The sequence below is a fragment of the Bacillus cereus group sp. BfR-BA-01309 genome (genome assembly GCF_022664315.1).
In the GTDB taxonomy this organism is placed as follows: Bacteria; Bacillota; Bacilli; order Bacillales; family Bacillaceae_G; genus Bacillus_A; species Bacillus_A mobilis.
On sequence record NZ_JAKUHE010000010.1, the window covers coordinates 90,314 to 111,543 of the forward strand.

Genomic DNA, 21,230 nt, shown 5'->3' on the forward strand with positions numbered 1-21,230 from the left:
TGTTCATCTCCTCCTTCTATCTTCTATCCTAACAAAAATCCCCGGTTCAAATCATCTCTCGGGTCTACAACGAACTGATGGAATCCTGTAATAAAGGCATGCCCTGTTACTTTTGGAACGACAGCTTCATATGTATCTACTGCGGTTACCGATAATACTTCCCCCTCGAATTTCCCGTCAGTAATGCATTCATGGACGAAAATCTCTCCCTTTTGTAGGACATCTCTTTCAAAAAGCGTTGCGATTCTTGCGGAAGTTCCTGTGCCGCAAGGAGAACGATCTACTTGCCCATCAGCGAAAATCGTTACATTTCGTAAAGTTGCGTCTTCCCCTTTCGGTTCATCTGAGAAAATAACGCCGTATATTCCTTTTAACCCTTCTTCAAGTGGATGCTTTACTTCCATTTTGCTCTCGATGTAGTGCTTAATTTTACCGCCCCACGTTTGAATAGCAGCTAAGTCTTTAAAATCGACTTTCAAACCAAATTCTTTACTATCCACCACAGCATAAAAAGCTCCGCCAAACGCGATATCTACTTGAAATTCATAGTCATCTATTTTAATAGGAACGTCTTTTTTGTACACAAATGAAGGAACATTTTCAAATGATACGGACTCTACTTCGCTCCCGTTATAGGTTGCGTACGCAATAACTTCCCCGGCAGGGCTATCAATAATGAACTTTTGTTTCCCACCTGTCACTTCAAACATACCTGTTTCAATTCCGACTGTAATAACAGCAATAATACCATGACCACACATCGTACTCCAGCCTTCATTGTGCATAAATAATACGCCAAAATCAGCATGAGCACTTGCAGGCGGCGTAATGATACAACCGTACATGCCGTGATGTCCTCTCGGTTCATACATAAGAATTTCGCGAAGATGATCCAAATGTTCCATGCAGTATGCGCGTCTTTCTAACTGTGTTTCTCCTTTTATTTCTGGCACGCCGCCTGTAATAATTCGAAGCGGCTCCCCAGCTACGTGAGCATCAATTGTCGTGTACACCTTACTAACCTTCATTTCTATCTCTCCCCTATATGTTGATACTATTTCCATTGCAAATATCATGCCAACGCATAGGGTATAAATTTGTATACATTGTGTAAAAAAGCATACACTACTGTCTATATTTTTATACAGTAGACAATGGGTGATTATTAGCCACACAAAACAAAAAAGTCATAACCTCACCATTTGAGCAAAGTTATGACTCCTTTTTTAATTATTTTGCGGGATTGGAGCCAAAATCGAATTTATCCCGCATGTAACGGGCAGTAAGACCCCCACTGATTAAAGTTTCACTTTATATGTCACTCGGCAATTTTTCCCACTCACTTAAATGCATGACATCTTGTTTTACGTTTTTCTTTTCAGGAAGTAAACATAGAAATTCTAAAGAATTACCGTCAGGATCATAAAAATAAAGATTTGCAGTAGGTGTCCACGTCTGGACCATAGGCTCAGACGGTTCAAGACCGAAAGCGGCCCTTGGTTTTATTCCTTTATTAAGAAGCCATTCTCTTGCATGAATGATTTCTTCATAGTTAACCTTGAATGCAAAGTGACTTGTATGAAACGCCTCTTCTGATACCTCCCAAATGCCTAGCATTTGTTCCTTCTTATTATCTTTATCAAACCAAAAGAATGCGACACGGCGTTCTTCAATTGTACGAGCATGAAATAATCCAAGTTTCGTATAAAACTCTTTTGCTACTTCTAAATTTCTAGTTTTAACATGTGTTTCATATAAAGTACCTGGAAACAAAGCATATTCCCCCTTTATATTTTTCGAAATTCCTACTATAAAGCCTATTTTAATAAACTAGAAATAGAAGTGATATCATATTCCCCTAACATGTTTTTTCAATTTTGTTGCCCTAATGCTGAATAAAAAAGAAAATTCTTTCCCCACGCCACATATACTGTTCAAAAGCAAAAAGGAAGTGATCCCATGTATTACGGAACAAAAGGCTGGTACGTAGCTGAATTAAAAAAATTAGGCGTGCGTTACCATGAAGGAAGAAAACTAGAAAGTTACCGCGGGCATGTCTTACGCAATTTACTCATCGCACAACAAGAGAAATTAAAAGAACAGTAATATACTAATGTAGCGATATCGACGATTCGACATAGGATATCGGCTTACCGACAAATTCCACCTAAACTACCAACCAATCACACACCAATCCAAAGAAAAAAAGGTCACCCAAACGGGTGACCTTCTTTTCTTATTCACAAACAAGAATTTGTCTAGTAAATGATCCTTTTCTTGTAATACAGCGATCTGTAATTTCAAATCCTGCTTCATGGATCATGTCGTCCATTGTTTCCATCGTGACAACGATTACCTTTTTAGCGATGCGGCGCGCACTTGAAAGAATAGAGAACTGGTCTTCTGGTGTGGCATGCGTAAATAGGTCGTACGGCATATCGATAATAGCAACGTCGTAGTTCTCCATAATTTCCTCGATTGGACCTTTTGTTACTGTTCCTTCAAACCCGAAATGTGCGATGTTTTTTCTCGTTCCAAGAACTACAAGTGGATTTATATCTCTACCAACGATGTTAATTCCCATAGAAAGTGCTTCTACTACTACTGTTCCAATACCGCAGCACGGGTCAATTGCTCGTACTCCATCTGGATTTGGTACAGCAATATTTGCAACTGATCTCGCAACACGTGTGCTAAGAGATGTCGAATAACTATGCGGTTTTTTTATGTGATGATACCAAACTGGCTCACTTTCTACATAGTGTCCGAAGTACCAGCGTCCTCCAAGAGGAACAATCCCGAATACACGCTCTGGATTACGAACATCAGCTTCTCCTTCAATATGCATGCCAAGGTCGCGTTCAATAAGACGTCTTTCCCCATATTCAATTTTATTTTCTTTCCCAAGATCATTAATTTTAACGAAGATCACTTTAAATGACGCCCCCGCCAAATCAATTTGTTCTACTTGTTTTAAAATACTTTCTAAGTCGTCCCCTTCATACATAACCTCAACGCGCTCTTTCATAAACGCACTTCTACTTGGGTCAATTTTGACATCACTTTTCAAAATATTAACATGAGACTCCATTCCAAAAAACGAGCGCATTTCCAAATAACATAAAGCACGCTCCTCCTCACGAAATGCATACGTATATATACATGCAGGTGTTTTACTATGATTATTCAATCTATTATCATCCTCTATATCGTTATAATTACAATACTTTTTCATATAAAATTAAATGATATCACATGCTTGAAATAAAGAGAAACGTTAATAAATAAAAGAGACTACCATTGACAATCTCTTTTGATGTATTAACAGAAAGAAGATACATCTTTACCCGTTGTTTCGTATAAATAACACATAAGCTTAATATAAAAATTCTTACAAATGCAAACAAAAAAATTAGTGCATCTCTATTATTTCATAATACTCGAATTATGTAGTAAACCTACTTTCTTAATATTGTAGAATAAAATACATTTCATTTACTTTTTGTTGAAGATAGTTTTAAATCCATACACCTATGTCCCTTTCTCTACAAAAAAATAGGCTACCTCTGGCAGCCTATTTTTTCTTATTCCGCAATCATCTCTGATAATACATATGCATAAACCAGTGCTTCTGTATGTGCAATCGAACTTTCATGTGTACGCTCAAATGCATGAGAAGAATCAATACCCGCTCCAATTAATGCATGTTTCACATCAAATCCAGCGTGAATCGCAGCTGATGCATCCGATCCATAGTACGGATAAATATCTACTTTATATTCAATATTGTTCGTTTTCGCAAGCTCTACTAAATGTTTACGTAGCGCATAATGATACGGACCACTAGAGTCTTTTGCACAAATAGATACAGTATATTCGTCAGATGCTTGTCCATCACCTAACGCTCCCATATCAACCGCTAAATACTCAACCGTTTCTTCTGGAATGTTAGAGTTACCACCGTATCCAATCTCTTCATTATTAGAAATTAAGAAATGAGTTGTATATGGTAATGTTACGTTTTCATCTTGTAATCTCTTAATTAATTTTAATAAAATCGCAACACTTACTTTATCATCTAAATGACGTGATTTTATGTATCCACTCTCTGTAATTTGAACGCGCGGATCGAATGAAACGAAGTCTCCTACTTCAATTCCTAATTCGCGTACTTCATCAGCTGAAGAGACACGCTCATCAATACGAACCTCAATATTTTTCTCATCGCGTTTCGCTTCACCTGCATCTTTATATACATGCACAGATGTTTGATGCATTAAAATCGTCCCTGTATACGTCTTACCACTTGATGTTTCAATTTCGCAATATTCCCCTTCTACAGAGTTCCAGCGAAATCCACCAATCATAGAAAGACTTAGACGACCTTCAGGCTTAATTTCTTTCACCATCGCACCTAACGTATCAACGTGTGCTGTTAATAAACGGTGCTGTGCATCATTTTTCCCTTTTACCGTTAAAATAAGAGCGCCTTTATTGTTACGCTTCGTTTCTACATTCCACTCACTTACATAGTTTTCAATAAAACGAATGATTTTCTCTGTATTTCCAGACGGACTTGGAATAGAGACAAGCTCCTTAATCAATTCCATCGTTTCTTTTGCATGATGTGCCATTGTCGTTTCCTCCTCATTTTCCCTATTATTTAGTATACCGAATTTACTATAAATCCTCTACTCATATAGTTCAATTTTCTAAATTATATTAAAATTCACTTTAACAAAAAAACATAGCGTTATTCATAAACACTATGCTTTCCCTATCAAACTATTCTTCTGAAACATCTAATAAATAAATGCCTCTTTCAAATCCACCGCGCTCTATTTCTTTTTGCTTACGAAGACGTTCTACATCTTCAATTGTTGCACCTTCTGCACGCGCTAATGAGATGATCACTTCCAGTGCATCCGCAAGAGAATCAAGCGCATGTTCACGCTCTTTCATGGAAGCAAATTCACGAATTTCTTCCGTTCCAATTTTCGCTAAAGCTTGTATGTATGCGTGTCCTGTTAATTTTTGTGCTGTATATGTTTTTCCAGACATCAAAATCTTCTCTGGAACACGGTCTCTTACTAACTTGTTATATGCTGACATCATTCATCCTCCTATGTTTAATAACATCCGAGCTCTGCTTTATAGAAAAACCATTTTTTCTTCACGCACGCACTAAGCATATCAATTCCTGATCCATGTGCTCTTACGTGCGGAAAGAAATAGTGCTCTGATTCTTCTTCCTTACTATATAAAGTTTGGTACTCAGCAGGAATTGCTTCTTTTTTCACATCTTTTTCTTTCGTCACCTCGCCAGAAAACGCAACGCTTGGATGTCCTTCAAAAAACAAAGCAGTTCGCACCGCCATAGATGGTGTACTATGCAAAGCATAATATGCTATTACAATTATGCCGACAACACCGATAATTTTCTTCATATATTACTCCTAAAAAAAAGTGCTAACACAATTATACTAAAATGTGTTAGCACTTTCTCCCCTTTACCTTAAATTAACCGGCAGTAAAACCGCCATTTATTCAAATTTCACTTTATTCCCCTTTAAATGCTGGCAAACGTTTTTCTAAAAATGCAGCAATGCCTTCTTTATGATCCGCTGTTTGTCTCATCGCATATTGGCCGCGTTTTTCAAGTTGCAACGTTTGTTCTAAATTAGAACGATTTACTTCACATAAAATTTGCTTCGTTTGAACCATCGCTTTGATCGGCTTTTGTGACCACTCATTAATTTTTTGCTTCACAGCCGTTTGGAAATCCTCGCCGATTACTTCATCAATTAAGCCAATATCAAGCGCTTCTGTTGCTGATAATTTCTTTCCTTCCCAAATAATTTGCTTCGTCATATTTTCACCGACACGCTTTTGAAGGAAGAAATGGCCGCCACCATCTGGAATTAAAGCGATTCCAATAAAGTTCATTGCAATAATGGATGAAATATCCGCCATCACATAGTCAGCTGTTAATGCAATGCTTAATCCAAGACCAGCAGTTGGTCCATGAATCGCACTAATAACAAGCTTCGGCATCGTATATAAAGTCACGACAACTTCAGAGATAGTATTCATAATACCATCAAACTTGCTTTCATCATTACTTGAAAGCATCGATTTAATATCTCCACCCGCAGAAAAACCGCGGCCGTTCCCGCATAGCACCACAATATGCGCTGAACTCTCCGCAACTTCTTTCAGTTTTTGTAATAGTTCTTTTAACGTTGGCTCATCTAATGCATTTAACACCTCTGGGCGATTGACCATAACCGTTGCAACGTGCCCTTCATATTTCACAATGACAGATTCTGTTTTACTTGTTACTTCCATTATATATACCCCTCTTTTCTACATAAAGATTATACTTATATAATTATAGAAAGCAGGTGAAAAACCCTTCTTTTTTCTTAATTTTCTGTCTAATAATCTCGTAATTTGTATATAGCCTCGTATAAAACATACAATTCCGTTAAAAAATATAGCAATTAAAGTCGGTTTATCGCCTCTTCTCATCTATTTACCATTAAAATGAAATAGTGTATCCTTAAGTCTGATATAAAAACTAAATATAGAAATTCATTCTCCTTCCTATTTATATAGAGGTTCTGAAATAAAGGAATGAAGAAATGGAGGAACATATGGTTACTAAGTTAAAACAGACGGATAATTCCTTCTCGCATTTCCTACTGCTATTCATTGTGTTTCAACCAATCTTAGATTTATTAACGTCTTTTTCAATCTATGTATTACACATGAGTGCAACAGTCGGAATCGTAGTCCGTTTCGCCTTTATGCTTCTTGCATTAGGCTATCTACTCCTTCACCATAAACAACAAGGTGCGTCTCTACTTATGTCTCTTTGGCATCGTGCTCGCAATCAGCCTTATGAATAATTTAATGGTCAAATCTCCAGTTTCATTTGGAGAAGAAGTGAATTTATTTTGAAAAGTGTATATCTAATTATAATAATGTTTGGATATATCATCGCACTAAAAGAATTAAAAAATAACGAATATGTATTTCATAAAATCATTACATATTTCTTATATGCAACGTTAATTTTAAGTATTTCAATCATCGCGGCTATGGCAACTGGTACAGATTTCCAAAGCTATCCGAACTCAAAGATCGGTTCAAGAGGATGGTTCTTTGCTGGAAATGATTTAAGTTCCATTTTTGCAATTATGTTCCCAATCGTTGTCTTATACTCGGTTCATAAAACAACTTCTTTCTCAAAAGTATATTACTGGATTCCAACTGTACTTGCGATGTATGCAAGCATTATGATCGGAACGAAAGTAGGCTATGGTGCTATCGTTATTACACCGCAAACCCCTATTGCCAAAAATATGAGTATCCATTTACAAATATATGAATACAAAAAATCAGTACAAGACGAGAAAGACCGAAAAGAAGGAAAAGTAGTTAAAGAAGAAGAACATAAGCAAGGCGAACTAAAAGACTCTGAAATGAAAAGTTTAATTTATAGTGATCGTGACAAGTTTTTAAAAGTATATAAACAATACTATAAAGAAGCACCACTATCTCAAAACCTATTTGGAATGGGCTATGCTGGTAACTATACGACGAATATGAAGTTAGTCGAAATGGATTTCTACGACCTATTCTTTGCATTCGGAATTGTCGGCTTCCTTATGTACGTATTACCACTTCTTTATTTCGGAATAAAAATATTCATTCGCTTGATCACAAACTTCAGGAAACTATTTAGCGTAAAACATACGCTACTAGCTAGCACACTCGTCTTATCGCTCGGTATCGGCTTTATGTCTGGACACGTCTTAACAGCACCAGCCGTTAGTATTTTCTTTGTTGTGATACTCGCTTACTTAATTGTTGATTTAGAAATAGAATAAAAAAGAAGCAGCATCTATTTGGATGCTGCTTCTTTTCTATCCCACTCCTTTACCGCCTCTACATTCAACATAAAACAACACTTAATTGTCCTCTTTTTTTTACGTATGAAATTAGAAACTATTCATATGGAATAATTATTTTAATCGAATTATTAACATGCTAAAATATTAAAAGCGCTATTATAAAGTGAAACTTTAATCAGTGGGGGTTTTGTTCATCCCCCACTGATTATCAGCCCTCACCAATCGGACGTTTACGGACATTTGATCTCCCACCTAACTTCTTTGCTCCAACTGAATTTTGAGGTGGGAGTTTTACTTTCCGTTAACGCGGGATAAAAAAGAATATATAATAAATATGTCGTTTTTTTGTACGAAATGTATTTCGAAAAAGTGGTTTAGGTGTTTTGATTGGTGTCCCATTTTCGGGGGTCACTTCACATACGAGAGCATTTTCTTATATAGACTCAGCTTTTACAAACTGTAATTTATCTTTCTGCTCATTACTCGCCATCGTTACTATCGTGTTTTCAATATGAGCAGGCACTTGTTCTAGTTTCACACTCGCACCTACTTTATCCGATTGCTCAACAAAGTTCAACAATGCCATAGCTCCTGATACATCCATATAGCGCACATCTTTCATACGTAAAACAACCGGAGACTTCACGTCTTGTAAAGCATAAAAAATACGATCCACTGTTAGGAAAGAAAGTGGGCCTTTAATTTTATACGTCGCTTCCTTTTCTTTTACAATAGAAGCTTTACGTTCTTTACATTTCACCATGTATATAATGAATGAAAGAATAATTCCGAACGCAACAGCAATCATTAAATCAAACTTCACTGTGACAACCATTGTTACGAGCATAACAATGACATCACCTTTTGGTGCTACATGCATTTTCTTCATGCTTTCCCAATCAAACATGCCAATACCAGTTAAAATTAAAATACCTGATAATACAGCAAGCGGAATGTATTGCACGACTGATCCAAGTCCCATAATGAAAATAAATAATATAACACTATGCATACTTGCTGAAAGCGCCGTTTTACCACCGCTTCTTATATTAACGATAGACCGTACAGTCGCACCTGCTCCTGCCAATCCGCCAAACAATCCACTCATCATATTACCGATACCTTGTCCGACCAGTTCTTTATTACTTTTATGACGTGTACCCGTCACATTATCCATTACAACCGATGTTAACAACGAGTCAATCGATCCTAATAAAGCAATACTAAGCGCTGGTAAAATAAGTTCTGCGATGCCTGTTCCACTTAAAGATGGAATATGAAGCGTCGGCATCGCTTCTGGAATCGTCCCGATCTTCTCAATCACCTTATTTAATGACAGATTGCCGATAATCGGTAACTTCACTGTAAGTCCTTCTAACGCAGAAGAAAATAAAGGAAGCAAAGCAGTCACACCAACTAATGCAACTAAACTAGATGGAATAGCCTTAATCCATTTTCCAGAAACAATCATTACAATAATCGTTAATACTACAAGTAGAAAACTATTTTGCACATGCTTCATTTCACCTAAAATAATAATTAATGCGATTCCGTTCATAAATCCTGAAACGACAGGATACGGAATATATCGAACGTAAGAACCAAGCTTACATACACCGAATAAAATTTGAAACAGTCCCGCTATCATAAAGGCTATAAAACTCGCCTCTAATCCGTGCGTCGCAATAACTCCTGTTGCGATAACAGTAATCGGTCCAGTTGGCCCTGTAACCTGACCCGGTGTACCACCGAACAACGCCGCAAATAAACCTGCAAAAATCGCACCATACAATCCAACTAGTGCTCCCTCAGACGTTCCCGTTGCAGCAATACCAAATGCAATGGCAAGTGGCAACGCAACAATCGCAACAGTAAAACCAGCTAAACATTCCTTTGCTATTTTTTGAAACATATAAATAACCACCTTCACATTAAGTCCACGTTCCATTGTACACCTAAAAGAATATATTCGTTAGTCCACTTTTTACAGTATCGTGACGTAAACGCATTCAATTGTAAGTTCCCACCGCATCTTTGGAAACTATTATAACTATGCTATAATAGATAAATTAAATCTTTTATTATATATTTGGAGGCACTATGCTAACTTTTGAAGAAAAATTATCGATTATTGAATCTTTCCCTGAATTAGAAAGAAAGAACGTATCACTAAAACGCGTAAACTTTCACTTTGAAGAAAGTCGTTTAGATAAAAAGAACGTTGTATATCATTTACACCCAAATGGAAACGGATTTGTATATGCAAACTTCATTAAAGGTTATAAAACAGATGATAAAGGTATGATTAACATCCGTGAGTTTTCAGAAGAAGAACTACGTTCATTAATTGAAAAAGTAATTGAACGTCTATCACAAGAGCCAGAGGAAATTGTAGCACCAATGGAACCTGCTGCTGAAGAAGAATGGAAGAACGAAGACGGTCATATCCTAACTCTTATTCAAGAGGATGATATGTGGAACGTGTACGCTGGTGTAAACTTAGACGGTACATTCAACTCTTATCCAGAAGCAGCGGAATACCTTGATGAAGAAGGATTTTCACGTAAATAATACGATTTAAGGAGACCATCCCATTTTTTAGGGATGGTCTTTCTTATTAATAAGTAGGCGTCCCCCTAAATGTATAGCATCAAAACTTCTTATTCTCACTATCCCCTATCAAAATTTGAATTTGACAACTATACGTCTCCGCATTAAAAATATCACTAACTAACTCCACTTCAATAAAACTCTCTACTTCTATACTATTTTCTTTTACGTATTTCATTATGGTATTTCGACATTCTTCCTCATTCTCTTTACTATACGCTAACGTTATATATTTTCCGCCCGGTAATACTTTTATATTTTGCATCTCTTCCATATGTACACCATCTCGTACCTTATTAAATACATACTTCGGTTCTACATCCCAATTTGCATTTACGTTGTAGAGAATCCCCATCTCCATTTCCATCTTCTCTTCATAATCTTGCACGATTTTCTCTAAATCAGAATAATACAGTAACTCCTGTAAACTCCCTACTTCTTTACAAGGCGCAACAACGACATAACGCTGGTCAAAAAATTCAATAGAGATTTCATCATTCTTTAATATTTCCTGTGAACTCACTACTTTCGCATGTAAGTCATCAATCGTTTCCATTACCTCTTTCATTTTCTTTATATGCTCTTCCGCTTCTTCTCTCTTCAATTGTAAAAATTGTAGCAATTTATCCGTGTTACATTCCTTAAAAATCTCTTGCAGCTCTACTATGCTCGTGTTCAACTCTCGACAGCTTTTTATAATATCAATGTGAATAAATTGATCTATCGAATAATATCTATACCCAGTTGATTCCTCAACATGTTTTGGAATAAGAATCCCCATCTTATGATAGTATCTTAGCGCTTTTATCGTAATATCCTTTATTTTTGCAACTTCTCCAATAGAAAATAACTTCTTCATTTGTATCTCTTCCCTTATATTTTTTCGCATACAACCATTGACTCTCCCCTTAGAGGAGACCTTACTATTTATAATAAGTCATTTACATTAATAAAAGGAGTATACAATTATGAACACAGTAAAATATAGAAGTCTTGTTAAGGAAGACTATGAGCCTATAAAACATTTAATCGGTGAAGCATTTGGATTTAATGAATTCATTACAGATAAAAACTTCTTAAACTCAGTATTAAACTTTTATTTACACAGTTGCATTTTAGGGAGTTCCTTCAGTAAAGTAGCTGAAAAAGATAATAAAGTGATCGGTGTCATTTTAGGCGATTCTGAAAAAGATAAAAACCGTTTAAAGAGATTCCATAACACTATTAGCTTTGCCTTTAACACGCTAAAGCTATTCATAACGAATAAAGAGAATAGAGAATTTTTAAAAGCATTTATACAAGTACAAAAAACATATAAAGAACTCATTCAAGGAAAAGAAGATCAATTTCAAGGCTGCATACAATTGTTCATCGTATCCGAAGAATCAAGAGGTCTTGGAGTTGGAAAGTCTTTACTAAGTCATCTATTCCAATACATGAAAAAAGAAGACGTAACATCTTTATATTTATATACCGATAACGAATGCAACTATGAATTTTATGACAGACAAAACTTCCAACGCATACAAGAAAAAGCCGTTAATTTTGGTCCAAAAGAAGAAGATTTCAACGTATTTTTGTACCGCTATAACTTTAACTCATAGTAACATGTACACTTCAATGCTCTTTGCTACTTAGCAAAGAGCTATATTGAGTATGGCCTCAAGTCGATTCAAATAGAGAAAAATCACTTAAAAAGGAGCGCACAATATGGAATGGATTCAAGAATTATTTCAGCAATATGGGTATTATGTAGTACTTATCGGTTTACTTTTAGAATATATTACGCTTCCGTTTCCAGGGGAGCCTACATTAGCCTATGCAGGATTTTTATCACACCAAGGAGATTTAAGCTTGCCAATTTTAATTCTGTTATCTTTTATTGGGACAAGCGTAGGTATGACCTTCCAATACTTTGTAGGAAATAAACTAGGCATGCCCTTCATTCAGAAGTACGGGAAATATGTATTTTTAACTCAAAAGAAAATTAATTTAACAAAAATGTGGTTCGATAAATACGGCTACTTTCTAATCTTTATCGCCTTTTTCATCCCAGGTGTCCGTCATTTCACAGGGTACTTTGCAGGCATTATCAACTTACCATTTCGCCGCTTTGCGATGACAATTTATTCCGGGGCTCTATTTTGGGTATCCTTCTTCTTGATCGGCGGTTATTGGTTAGGTGAAAATTTAGATGCGATCTTCCAAATACTCGGGCAACACATATGGAAAATTCTCTTCGGCATAATTATCATTGCGCTAATCACCCGATTTCGTAAAAACATAAAGCATATGATTTTAAAACGCATTAATTAAACAATACTTAATAAGCAAAATGTAATCCCCAAAAAAATATTTTTATATAATAACAAAAGAGAGTTTACATAGAAAATACATGCCATTTTTCCAATCGTTTTCAAAAAAAATAAAGCTATCTTTTCTTATTAAAAAAGATAGCTTTATTTGTATAGACGACTGCTCTACACCCTATTTTTTCGCGCCTTTCAACGATTCTCTCAGGACAAATTTTTGTAATTTTCCACTCGCATTACGAGGCAGTTCATCCACAAATAAATAATGACGCGGACGTTTATAATCTGCTAATTCATCACTTTCTTTACAATATATTTCTAAGTCTTCTTCTGTAATCGCTTCATCTTTCTTTACAACGACAGCCACAACACGTTCTCCCCATAATTCATCCGGTTCACCAAGCACCGCAACATCTAATACACCAGGATGACTATGAAGGAAATCTTCAATTTCACGTGGATAAATATTAACGCCACCGCTAATCACCATATCATCCACACGATCTGCGACGAATAAATAGCCATCTTTATCGAAATAACCTAAATCACCAGAGTGATACCATCCTTTATACATCGATTTTGCATTTGCTTCTTCTCGGTTATGATAACCAGCCATCATAGTTGGGCCGCGCAAAATAATCTCCCCAACTTCATAAGGGGGCAATACATCATCTGGCTCTGCTGGTGCGTCTTCGTTCGGTTTTACAATGCGGATTTCATGACTAAAGCAAGGTGTTCCCGCTGAGCCTGCTTTCGTAATTTGATCTTCTTCTACGAGAAACGCAACAACTGGTCCCATTTCTGTCATTCCGTAAATTTGGACAAGATCAATATAAAGACGTTCTTTACATTCCTTCACTAGTGCTGGAGCCATCGCCGCTCCTCCATAAACACCAATCTTCATCGAAGTTAAATCGTACTGTGTTAAATCTTTTTGCAGTAACATATTCCACATCGTCGGTGCTGCAAAAAACGTCGTAATCTTCTCGTCTTGAATCGTATGTAATACTCTATCCGTATCAAAGTGATGTAAAATTACATTCTTTCCACCAACTTGAATGCGCGGAATAATCCCAGCATTTAACTCGCCACAATGGTATAAAGGTGCTACAACAAGTCCGGCACTATCTCTATTATATTTTATAAAATACGTACAAATCATACTATGCTCTGTCATTTCACGATGGCGATGTAGTACGCCTTTCGGATGACCAGTCGTACCGCTCGTATATAACATAGAACAATAATCCATTTCATCGACTTCAATATCTACTTTTTCAGCTGATGCTTCATTTACTTTTTCATGGTAAGAACTCGCATAGGAAGGTGTATCGTCTTCTACATACCAAAAAGACGAATTTGGAAAATCTCGTTCAATGATAGCAACAGTTGATTCAACTGCTTTTTCAAAGACTACTACTTTTGAGGCTGCATCTTGGAGGATATACGATAATTCTTTTGCTTTTAAACGGAAGTTAATCGGGTTAAAGATTGCCCCAATTTTCGCACAGGCTAAGTAAACGTTTACAAATTCACGGCAATTATATAAGTAAACAGATACAGTATCTCCCTTTCTTACCCCTTCTTCCAACAGAGCTTGCGCCGTTTTATTTATTTGCTCATCCCACTGTTTATATGTCCAGCGAATATTTTTTTCCGGTTCTACTAACGCCTCTTTATTCGGATACTTACCAACCGCTAAATCAAATATTCTCCCTATCGTCATGTACATGCCAACAATTTCCCCCTTTTCTCTTTCATAAATCTATCATTTCGTCCATAAGTAGACATTGTCCTCCAATGATTTGACTAATTTTTCTGATTATTATCGACATAGTTTTACAAACAGTGCCGTTTATCAGTAAATGAAATTATACCAACCACAACTTGAATCAACCCACAAATAGCGGAATAAAAAAGAGGCTATTCCAAATCGGAACAACCTCTTTCTTCTTATACAAATAACTCTTCTAAAATTTTCAGTTTATCTTCTGTATATTTTACGAAGCCATCGTTATATGATTTTGGATCTTTCGGATTTGCGAAGTGCGTAATTGCACCTGTCTTCGGATGAACAAATTTACTTGATGCACCACAGCCAAGTCCGATAATTGATTGAACTTCTTCCATAATAACAATGTTATAAATGCTTTCTTGCGTCGGCATTGCATAACCAACGTTCTCTAAGTTACCTAAAATATTCTTTTGACGATATAGGTAATATGGTACGTAATTATGCTTTTGCGTCCACTCTTCTGCTTCGTGCATCATCGCTGTAATTTCTTCGCGACCAGCTACTTTATATTTACGTTTGTTTTGCGTCATTTCAGAAGCACGTTTAAATGATAACGTATGAACTGTTAATGATTCTGGCATTAACTTTTCTGTTTCATCTAACGTATGCTTGAAAATATCTAGCCCTTCACCAGGAAGACCAATAATTAAGTCCATATTAATATTGTTCATTCCCATTTCACGAGCTAAGTGATACTTCTCAATTGTTTCTTCTACAGTATGATGACGCCCAATTGCTTTTAATGTCTCTTGATGGTATGACTGCGGATTAATACTAATACGGTCAATATTCCATTTATTTAACACTTCTAGCTTAGCTGGCGTAATTGTATCGGGGCGACCTGCCTCAACTGTTACTTCACGCACATTTTTCACATCTGGGAACGCTTCATACATTTCTTCATACAGCATATCCATCTCTTCTGCTGTAATACTTGTCGGTGTACCGCCGCCGTAATAAATCGTTGTAACTGTTACACCTTTTTCTTTTAAAAACTTACCAATTTCACGAACTTCATAATGTAAACCACCTAAGAATGAATCAACAGAGCCTTGACGTCCGTTAATTGCATACGCCGGGAATGTACAATATGCACATTTTGTTGGGCAGAATGGAATACCGATATAAATACTTACTTCCTCTTTCAAACGGTATAAATCCGGAACTACCGCTAATTGGCAATCCACAATACGCTGAAGAAGTTCAATTTTCTCTTCATGAATTAAATAGCTTTCACGAAGTTCTTGGTGTGCCTCTTCTTTTGACATACCACTTTGAAGCATTTTATGAAGAAGTTTCGTCGGACGAACTCCTGTTAAAATGCCCCAGCTTTGTTCAAGACCAGTTAACTGCTGAAGAACAGAAAGATATACATAAGAAACAACGTGCTTCACTTGCTTCATACGCTCTTTCTCATCTGTGAAAGCAGATAAATCTTTTGCGAATGTTTCTTCATACACATTTCCAGTAGCAACATCTGTTAAACGAGCAGATGCTTTTACATTCTCTTCAATGTGTATATCAACGATAAGATTTGCTTCCTCTTGTTCAAATCCAATCGTACTATCTTCAAAAAATAAGCCGCCAATATTTTGCAGCGGACGTAAAAAACGATCATCTTGTAACGTTTTAATTGAAATTAACAACATTATCACCTTTTCATTTGCAAACTCTCTTTAGTTTACTTGAAGGGCGTTTGTAGGTCAATACAGAAGGTTTTACCTTATTTCTTCTATTTAAAAACTTAAAGGCAGAAAAGATGACATTCTCTTCTGCCTTTTATAAGCCTATTAGCTATTTTTAGTCATAAATCTTAAACGCATTCCTATTAACAAAAGAATTACCCCTATAAATGGAAGGTAGTTTGTATTATGACCTGTAGCTGGAAGTTTTTGATTATTGGAACTACCTTGCTCTTTTTCTGGTAAGTTAGGCGCTCCTACTTCTTCACCTGGCTTTTCTGTTTCTTCGCCTGGCTTTTCTGTTTCTTCACCTGGTTTCTCTGTTTCTTCACCTGGTGTTTCTGTCTCTCCACCTGGTGTTTCTGTCTCTCCACCTGGTGTTTCTGTCTCTCCACCTGGTGTTTCTGTCTCTCCACCTGGTGTTTCTGTTTCTCCACCTGGTGTTTCTGTTTCATTTGTAATTTGAAGTTTTACAACTTCAAATTTTTGATTAGAAATCGTAAATTCAATTTCCTTATCAGATAACTCATAACCTTCTGGCGCTTGAACTTCTTTTAAAATATAATCTCCTGGCTCTAGTTCTTTCGAAGTTGCTTTACCATTTTCATCTGATGTTAATGTGTCTATTTTTGTTCCATCTTTCAAAATTTCAAACACTGCGCCTGCTAATTTTTTATCTTTATCATTAGCATCTACCTTTGTAATTTCTACTTGACCTTTAATCTTTTCTTTCACTTTTTCATTTAATACTTCTTGCTTTATTACTGTATTTGCAACAACATTTACTTCTACCGTCACTTCTAACGCTTTATAACCTTCCGGCGCTTTCGTTTCTTCTAACGTATACTTTCCTGGCACTAAGTTTTCGAATGTTACTACGCCATCTTTATTCGTTGTTTTCGCTTCTCCAACTACTTGACCAGTTTCATTTTTCAGCTTAAATTCTGCACCTTCTAGAACTTTTCCACTCTCTGCATCCTTTTTGATTACTTGTAAGCTTCCTAGTTCTTTTGCGTTTTCTACTTGTACTTGTACTACTTTGTTTGCTTCCACAACGACTTCAATTTCTTCTTTTAACAACTTATATCCTTGTGGTGCTTTCGTTTCTTTTAATGTGTATGTTCCTGGCTCTAATTTCTGAGAGATTACTTTACCTGTTTTATCTGTTCGTAACGTCTCTACTTTTTTACCATTTTTGTACACTTCAAATTCTGCGTCTGACAATACTTTCGCTTTATCTTCTGCATCTACTTTTACAATTTCAAATTGACCTGTTACTTTTTCAACGATCTTTTTATTCAACACATCTATAGTCACTGTATTATTAGCAGCTACATCAACATGAACTAAGCTAGATGATAGTTCGTAACCTTTTGGTGCTTCAACTTCTTTTAATGTATATGTTCCAACTGGAAGTTGTTTTGATAAAGCTTCACCTTTACCATCTGTAATAATTGTTTCGACAACGTTCCCATCTTTATCTATAACATCAAATTTTGCACCTGGTAAAAGTTGACCAGATTCACTATCTTTTTTCAATAATTTAAATTGACCATTTTCTACTTTTTTCGTATTCTTCATAACAAATTCAATTATGTTTGTATTATCAATTGTTACTTTTACTGGTGTATCAACTTTTATATATCCCTCTGGTGCACTAATTTCTTTTACAAAATAATCACCAAATGGTAAATCTTTAACTTCTGCAATACCCTTTTCGTTTGTTGTAACAGTAGCCACAACATGATTATCTTTGTCTATAACATCAAATTTTGCGTCTTTTAAAACAATGTTTTCATCGTTTTCATCAACTTTTTTAATTTGTAAATTTCCTTTTTCAGCTGCCGGCTTTTTCCACTTTGGCCAGTTAAATTTAAAATTATGAACCTCAAATCCATCTCTTTGGTGTAATCCACCAACATAGGCTTGTCCGTTAATAGAGCCACCCTTTGTATCTACAACTGCATTAGGTGCAAATACACTTCCTACTACACCATATCCTTTAGTTGTTATCTTTTTAGCATTAGGGAACACCCAAATGACTTTACTAGCTAACTCAGTAAAGAAGGAATTAGGGTCATATGCTTGAGAGGTATTAACTAATGTGAACCCGCCCTTATCTGTCGTATCATACAGGATTGCACCGCCACCAAAATTAACTTCTTCTGCATCTGAATGAATAACAATAAAATCTTTGTTACTTACATTTGGAAGATAAACATCCTTTACATTGAATGGTTCTTGCCCTTCTAATCCTGAAGAGACATAAATATTAGGATTATTTACATCTTCACCGATTCCAAAGGTCATACCCGATTTTGGTTTATCAGTGTGTAATTGACCCGCATCCTCAATTACGCTATCAACGTCTTTTCTAAACTCTTTAAATTTAGCATCAATCTCCGCTTGCTCTTTATACGAGATACGGTCATACGATGATTTCATTGCCCCTTCTGGGTCACCATCTTTTGTCATAGCCACTGTTCCATCTTGGATAATTACTTGTCCTGTTCCCGCTTTCGTAAATTGGCCACCTAGTAATAATGACGGATATCCTTCATCTACCCATGTCGCTCCAGCTAAATTATTCGCTCCAGTTGCAGCCGCTACGACTGTATAACTTGATGCATTCATATTTTTTTGAACAGCCATCGCACCCTCAATATCCGCACTCGTTGCACTATGATCTCCAAAAATGATTGCATTGTAATAAGATACATCACCTAAACCTTTTAATTCTGTTGTAGCTGCCTCTGCTTTATACGGTAAATGGATTAAAAAATTCATACATACTAGTAATACAACTATAAAACTACTACTAAATTTTTTTATTTTTTGATTAAATGATTTCCTCAAGAAATTCATTCCCCCTTTTAAACTTCCTAAAACCAAACAAAAAGCATCTTTCATATGTACCCAGCCTTACTCACAATTACCTAAAATCATCCATTTAAATAAAAACAAGAAACTCTACAACCGCTTAATAAAATTACTACAATTCATTTTTGAAATAATACGTAAACGAAACTAACATGCGGAAGTATTTTTTGCATACGGAGCTCAATAACATTAATCTGGAGAATATTTCATATGGTGTAACTATTTTGGCAACATCACTCACTCTACAATAGTTTCCCAGAGTATTCAAGTAAATTGTATAGATTTCATAAACAATTCATAATCTAAAACGTTTTCATTCTTTTTAATACGTTCAACAAAAAAACGTAGCCAAAAAGCTACGTTTTTCTTTCATCGTTTCGGTGTATTTTTATGATTCTTCAAAAACGGAAGCGGGAATTGCTTACGGAAATGTTCTTTAATCATATACTCTACACCGTTCTCACTATTTGAACGTGTAATCCAATCGGCTGCTTGCTTTAATTCTACAGGCGAGTTCCCCATCGCTACACCAAGGCCAACATTTTCAATTACTTCTAGGTCTTCTAAACTATCTCCAATCGCAACCATTTCGTTTAGCGAAATATTTAAATGCTCTCCAAGCAATTGTAATCCACGTAATTTTGATACATTTTGCGGCAAAATTTCTATTCGTTTTGAATCACACTCAACATACTCTATATCTTGGAATGCTTTTCGTAATGTATTTAGCCCTCGTTCTTTTTCACCTTTACTTTGGAAAATCACATCAATTTTTGGTGCCGCTACTGGATGATCACGAAGCGCATCACCTAACGAGTCTACAAACTGAACCGGATAAAATAACGGATCTGCACTTGATAATACAGTACGCGCAATTAAGTTTGGTGTATTTCTCTCACGATTTCCGATTGAAAACCGTTCATGAGAAATGCGGACGTTACAATCGAAGTGCTCTAACACTTGCACAATATTAAACGTCTTCTCTTCCGATAATCTTCTTTGAACGTACGGCTTATCTAACGTTGCTGAAACGAAAGCACCGCCATGTGTTACTAATATAGAATCTAATTTTAACGCCTTTGCTACCTTATAAGCGGATTGAAAATTACGGCTCGTAAATAATGTAACGTATACATCTTTTCTCTTCACAAATTCAATCGTTTCTCGTAATCCTTTTGCAATTTTTCCGTTGTTGTATAGTAGTGTCCCATCTATATTAAGAGCTAGTAAGCGATAAATCATGTCGCACTCCCCCTCTTCGCTGTTGTACTCTATCCATAATTTATGAAATAAATGTAGCAAATAGAACGAGTTAGAATTACTACTGAAAATTTGGTTTACTATATACATATACACTCAGTAAAGGAGATAGTACAATGCAAGCACCCCCTTCCTTTTATGAAGGCGATACGTTAGAAGTCGCAAAGAAATTACTCGGACAGAAACTTGTACATATTGTAGATGGAATAAAACGAAGCGGAATTATTGTAGAAGTAGAAGCATATAAAGGTCCCGATGATAAAGCCGCGCATAGTTACGGCGGGAGACGAACAGACCGTACAGAAGTCATGTTTGGCGCACCAGGACATGCTTACGTATATTTAATTTATGGTATGTATCATTGTTTTAACGTCATTACAGCACCAGTTGGCACCCCGCAAGGCGTTCTCATTCGAGCACTTGAACCGGTAGACGGGATTGAAGAAATAAAGCTCGCGCGCTACAACAAAACAGACGTTACGAAGCCACAGTATAAAAATTTAACGAACGGCCCTGGCAAACTATGCCGTGCACTCGGAATTACGTTAGAAGAACGAGGCGTATCCTTACAAAGTAACATATTACATATTGAACTCGTCCCAGAAGAAGAACACCTATCATCACAATATAAAATAACAGCAGGACCTCGTATTAACATCGACTATGCAGAAGAAGCTGTACATTATCCGTGGCGTTTTTATTATGAGGGGCATCCGTTCGTTTCAAAGAAATAAACGATACTAACGACACAGCAAATAAAAGAAGACTGTTC

At 36.1% G+C, this 21,230-nt stretch carries 17 protein-coding genes and 2 pseudogenes; 6 read left to right on the forward strand and 13 right to left on the reverse strand.

What is annotated here, in order from left to right; genetic code table 11:
• Positions 1-23: 23 nt before the first annotated feature.
• Positions 24-1,028, reverse strand: a complete 1,005-nt coding sequence (locus tag MR115_RS19380; RefSeq protein ID WP_304657954.1) for a proline racemase family protein — start codon at positions 1,026-1,028, stop codon at positions 24-26.
• Positions 1,029-1,311: 283 nt separating this feature from the next.
• On the reverse strand, positions 1,312-1,773 hold the full coding sequence (locus MR115_RS19385; RefSeq protein WP_098091449.1) for a VOC family protein: 462 nt from the start codon (positions 1,771-1,773) through the stop codon (positions 1,312-1,314).
• Between the two features lie 132 nt (positions 1,774-1,905).
• Between MR115_RS19385 and MR115_RS19390 the strand changes: the two are divergent.
• Positions 1,906-2,106: pseudogene (locus MR115_RS19390) on the forward strand (YflJ family protein); the annotation flags it as partial.
• A 130-nt stretch (positions 2,107-2,236) separates the two neighbouring features.
• On the opposite strand, the gene MR115_RS19395 reads toward MR115_RS19390, so the two are convergent.
• The 5 genes from MR115_RS19395 to MR115_RS19415 form a co-directional block, all read right to left on the reverse strand.
• Positions 2,237-3,190 carry a TRM11 family SAM-dependent methyltransferase gene (locus tag MR115_RS19395; protein ID WP_242242389.1) on the reverse strand — a complete coding sequence of 318 codons (954 nt, stop codon included), beginning with the start codon at positions 3,188-3,190 and terminating at the stop codon, positions 2,237-2,239.
• Positions 3,191-3,584: 394 nt separating this feature from the next.
• On the reverse strand, positions 3,585-4,634 hold the full coding sequence (locus tag MR115_RS19400) for a M42 family metallopeptidase (protein ID WP_242242390.1): 1,050 nt from the start codon (positions 4,632-4,634) through the stop codon (positions 3,585-3,587).
• Between the two features lie 151 nt (positions 4,635-4,785).
• Positions 4,786-5,112 carry a nucleoside triphosphate pyrophosphohydrolase gene (locus tag MR115_RS19405; RefSeq protein ID WP_001277346.1) on the reverse strand — a complete coding sequence of 109 codons (327 nt, stop codon included), beginning with the start codon at positions 5,110-5,112 and terminating at the stop codon, positions 4,786-4,788.
• A 17-nt stretch (positions 5,113-5,129) separates the two neighbouring features.
• The gene (locus tag MR115_RS19410; RefSeq protein WP_242242391.1) at positions 5,130-5,447 is read right to left on the reverse strand and encodes a hypothetical protein; all 318 of its coding nucleotides are present in this window, start codon (positions 5,445-5,447) and stop codon (positions 5,130-5,132) included.
• A 112-nt stretch (positions 5,448-5,559) separates the two neighbouring features.
• Entirely contained in the window at positions 5,560-6,348 is a 789-nt protein-coding gene (locus MR115_RS19415; protein WP_242242393.1) for an enoyl-CoA hydratase, read from the reverse strand.
• A gap of 308 nt (positions 6,349-6,656) precedes the next feature.
• On the opposite strand from MR115_RS19415, the pseudogene MR115_RS19420 reads away from it, so the two are divergent.
• Positions 6,657-7,895 (forward strand): annotated as a pseudogene (locus MR115_RS19420) (O-antigen ligase family protein).
• A gap of 457 nt (positions 7,896-8,352) precedes the next feature.
• On the opposite strand, the gene MR115_RS19425 reads toward MR115_RS19420, so the two are convergent.
• Positions 8,353-9,867: a SulP family inorganic anion transporter gene (locus MR115_RS19425; RefSeq protein ID WP_242242395.1), complete on the reverse strand. Its 1,515-nt coding sequence runs from the start codon at positions 9,865-9,867 to the stop codon at positions 8,353-8,355.
• Between the two features lie 152 nt (positions 9,868-10,019).
• Here MR115_RS19425 and MR115_RS19430 point away from each other — a divergent pair, with 152 nt between their 5' ends.
• Positions 10,020-10,490 carry a hypothetical protein gene (locus tag MR115_RS19430; protein ID WP_061679992.1) on the forward strand — a complete coding sequence of 157 codons (471 nt, stop codon included), beginning with the start codon at positions 10,020-10,022 and terminating at the stop codon, positions 10,488-10,490.
• Positions 10,491-10,569: 79 nt separating this feature from the next.
• Here the strand turns inward: MR115_RS19430 and MR115_RS19435 are convergent, their stop codons facing one another.
• Positions 10,570-11,418 (reverse strand): MerR family transcriptional regulator, encoded by an 849-nt coding sequence (locus MR115_RS19435; RefSeq protein WP_242242396.1) that lies wholly within the window; start codon positions 11,416-11,418, stop codon positions 10,570-10,572.
• A gap of 79 nt (positions 11,419-11,497) precedes the next feature.
• Between MR115_RS19435 and MR115_RS19440 the strand changes: the two genes are divergently transcribed.
• Together MR115_RS19440 and MR115_RS19445 are read left to right on the forward strand one after the other, a co-directional pair.
• On the forward strand, positions 11,498-12,133 hold the full coding sequence (locus MR115_RS19440; RefSeq protein WP_242242398.1) for a GNAT family N-acetyltransferase: 636 nt from the start codon (positions 11,498-11,500) through the stop codon (positions 12,131-12,133).
• Positions 12,134-12,239: 106 nt separating this feature from the next.
• The gene (locus MR115_RS19445) at positions 12,240-12,845 is read left to right on the forward strand and encodes a DedA family protein (RefSeq protein ID WP_242242399.1); all 606 of its coding nucleotides are present in this window, start codon (positions 12,240-12,242) and stop codon (positions 12,843-12,845) included.
• A gap of 171 nt (positions 12,846-13,016) precedes the next feature.
• Here the strand turns inward: MR115_RS19445 and MR115_RS19450 are convergent, their stop codons facing one another.
• The 4 genes from MR115_RS19450 to MR115_RS19465 all read right to left on the reverse strand — a co-directional run bounded on the left by MR115_RS19450 (position 13,017) and on the right by MR115_RS19465 (position 20,440).
• Positions 13,017-14,573 carry a fatty acid--CoA ligase gene (locus MR115_RS19450; protein ID WP_242242401.1) on the reverse strand — a complete coding sequence of 519 codons (1,557 nt, stop codon included), beginning with the start codon at positions 14,571-14,573 and terminating at the stop codon, positions 13,017-13,019.
• Positions 14,574-14,794: 221 nt separating this feature from the next.
• Positions 14,795-16,285 carry a coproporphyrinogen III oxidase gene (locus MR115_RS19455; RefSeq protein ID WP_002007015.1) on the reverse strand — a complete coding sequence of 497 codons (1,491 nt, stop codon included), beginning with the start codon at positions 16,283-16,285 and terminating at the stop codon, positions 14,795-14,797.
• Between the two features lie 141 nt (positions 16,286-16,426).
• Positions 16,427-19,174, reverse strand: coding sequence for a SpaA isopeptide-forming pilin-related protein (locus tag MR115_RS19460; RefSeq protein ID WP_242242403.1), 2,748 nt, complete (start codon positions 19,172-19,174; stop codon positions 16,427-16,429).
• Positions 19,175-19,567: 393 nt separating this feature from the next.
• Positions 19,568-20,440, reverse strand: coding sequence for a Cof-type HAD-IIB family hydrolase (locus MR115_RS19465; RefSeq protein WP_242242405.1), 873 nt, complete (start codon positions 20,438-20,440; stop codon positions 19,568-19,570).
• A gap of 134 nt (positions 20,441-20,574) precedes the next feature.
• Here MR115_RS19465 and MR115_RS19470 point away from each other — a divergent pair, with 134 nt between their 5' ends.
• Positions 20,575-21,192, forward strand: a complete 618-nt coding sequence (locus MR115_RS19470) for a DNA-3-methyladenine glycosylase (protein ID WP_242242406.1) — start codon at positions 20,575-20,577, stop codon at positions 21,190-21,192.
• Positions 21,193-21,230 lie beyond the last annotated feature (38 nt).

Bases quoted from the DNA above. Each gene is read 5' to 3' on its own strand.
- MR115_RS19380 (WP_304657954.1), bottom strand. From the start codon at position 1,028: ATGAAGGTTAGTAAGGTGTACACGACAATTGATGCTCACGTAGCTGGG.
- MR115_RS19400 (WP_242242390.1), bottom strand. From the start codon at position 4,634: ATGGCACATCATGCAAAAGAAACGATGGAATTGATTAAGGAGCTTGTC.
- MR115_RS19405 (WP_001277346.1), bottom strand. From the start codon at position 5,112: ATGTCAGCATATAACAAGTTAGTAAGAGACCGTGTTCCAGAGAAGATT.
- MR115_RS19410 (WP_242242391.1), bottom strand. From the start codon at position 5,447: ATGAAGAAAATTATCGGTGTTGTCGGCATAATTGTAATAGCATATTAT.
- MR115_RS19415 (WP_242242393.1), bottom strand. From the start codon at position 6,348: ATGGAAGTAACAAGTAAAACAGAATCTGTCATTGTGAAATATGAAGGG.
- MR115_RS19425 (WP_242242395.1), bottom strand. From the start codon at position 9,867: ATGGAACGTGGACTTAATGTGAAGGTGGTTATTTATATGTTTCAAAAA.
- MR115_RS19430 (WP_061679992.1), top strand. From the start codon at position 10,020: ATGCTAACTTTTGAAGAAAAATTATCGATTATTGAATCTTTCCCTGAA.
- MR115_RS19435 (WP_242242396.1), bottom strand. From the start codon at position 11,418: ATGCGAAAAAATATAAGGGAAGAGATACAAATGAAGAAGTTATTTTCT.
- MR115_RS19440 (WP_242242398.1), top strand. From the start codon at position 11,498: ATGAACACAGTAAAATATAGAAGTCTTGTTAAGGAAGACTATGAGCCT.
- MR115_RS19445 (WP_242242399.1), top strand. From the start codon at position 12,240: ATGGAATGGATTCAAGAATTATTTCAGCAATATGGGTATTATGTAGTA.
- MR115_RS19450 (WP_242242401.1), bottom strand. From the start codon at position 14,573: ATGTACATGACGATAGGGAGAATATTTGATTTAGCGGTTGGTAAGTAT.
- MR115_RS19455 (WP_002007015.1), bottom strand. From the start codon at position 16,285: ATGTTGTTAATTTCAATTAAAACGTTACAAGATGATCGTTTTTTACGT.
- MR115_RS19465 (WP_242242405.1), bottom strand. From the start codon at position 20,440: ATGATTTATCGCTTACTAGCTCTTAATATAGATGGGACACTACTATAC.
- MR115_RS19470 (WP_242242406.1), top strand. From the start codon at position 20,575: ATGCAAGCACCCCCTTCCTTTTATGAAGGCGATACGTTAGAAGTCGCA.